This is a genomic window from Ferroplasma sp. Type II (assembly GCF_000496155.1).
On record NZ_KI542800.1, the window covers coordinates 2,323 to 3,768 of the forward strand.

At 38.4% G+C, this 1,446-nt stretch carries 2 protein-coding genes; one reads left to right on the forward strand and one right to left on the reverse strand.

Annotated features, from left to right (window positions below; genetic code table 11):
• On the forward strand, positions 1 to 467 hold a 467-nt coding region (locus AMDU4_RS12080), incomplete at its 5' end, for an isocitrate/isopropylmalate family dehydrogenase (protein ID WP_290705301.1).
• Here AMDU4_RS12080 and AMDU4_RS12085 read toward each other — a convergent pair.
• The coding region (locus AMDU4_RS12085) for a hypothetical protein (protein WP_021788237.1) at positions 435 to 1,446 on the reverse strand (1,012 nt) is incomplete at its 5' end. The genes AMDU4_RS12080 and AMDU4_RS12085 overlap by 33 nt on opposite strands.

Consider the following 1,446-nt stretch of genomic DNA (forward strand, 5'->3'; position numbering starts at 1 on the left):
TTTGCACAATGTGTTGGGAAGAGGCATCGAAGCACGAAGATATCAATTATGAAATTATGAAAACAAGGCAGTTCATGCAAAAAATTATTATGTCTCCGGAAAATTTTGAAGCTGTACTACTGGACAACGTTCTAAGTCGAACTCTTGTGGATTATCTTATGGGTGCAATTAATACAGAGTATGGTTGCAGCATGGGAGATGAGTGCGCAGTATTTGAGGCTGTACAGTCGTCACTTCCCTCTGAGGCTGGATATGATGCGGCCGACCCATTATCCTTTATCCTCTCAGGTTGTGCCATGCTAAGACATATAGGCTGGAATGAGGCCACTAAAATAATTGAGAAGGCCATATCTGCTGCTTTCATGGACAACAAAATCCCTAAAGATATTACATCCAGAACCGACATTAATCCTATAAAGTGTTCAGAATTTTCATCAGAAATAATAAAGAGAATGGATGGAATTTAATGCATTATCATTATTTTGTGATCCATTAAAGGACTTTGGATTTGGTGGGCTTACTGGTGCGGGCTTTATGTGTATGTCCACAATTGCAGCCTCTCCATTTGATTCCATTATGATAATTTTCCATGTGCCTGGGGTTTCGGCCTCAAAGTTCATCGTTTCATTCTTCCAGGGGCGGATATGAGTACTTATTCCCTCATATGGATCTCCGGCAAGATTTATTGTTGTGTTATCAGAACCTTCCATGTAGACCCCCATACTGGTGGAAATTGATATTATCCTGACATTCAGTGGGAATGAACCATTGTTGTCTATGGTAATATTGAATGGTTTTCCCTGATATTCTGTGAGATTCAGGGGATTTGATATATTGGTGAAATGTATATTTTTGTTATCCTTCAGGAAGTATACAGAAATCATTTTATGGAATATTTCTGTTCCAGTATTAACAGTTATATTGAAATCCTTTTTACCCGTATAATTGTAATGGTAGGTAATAAGTTCCAGCGTATATGTAGTGGTGGTCATATTGTTCTGTATGCTCCTTTCCACACTAAAATTTCCGGGACTTACGGAAAACACAGGTACAACGTTCAATCCGTGATTCTGTACGGTAATGTTTACCGTAACGTTCCCTGTATTGTTTTGCTGCATGACATAACAGGAATTCGGAATTGCAACATTACTATTGCTAGTACTATGAAATGGCAGTGGTACAAACCCTAGAAGGAGTATGATTATTATTATCAGAGCCCATGATGCTTTCATGGAAATTTTGGGCTTGAAAAAAGTATTCATGGGAAGCGGTCCCTTAATTCCCAGCAACAGAGAGAGAACAACAAGGATCAGTATATAGGGATAAATTATACCAGCAATCAGGAGTATAACTATCCCGGCATATGATGCGTATTTGAAATATTTCCCCATAATTCCAGAAAAAACTAGTCCTCCATCCATAAATCCAATGGGCAATGCATTTATT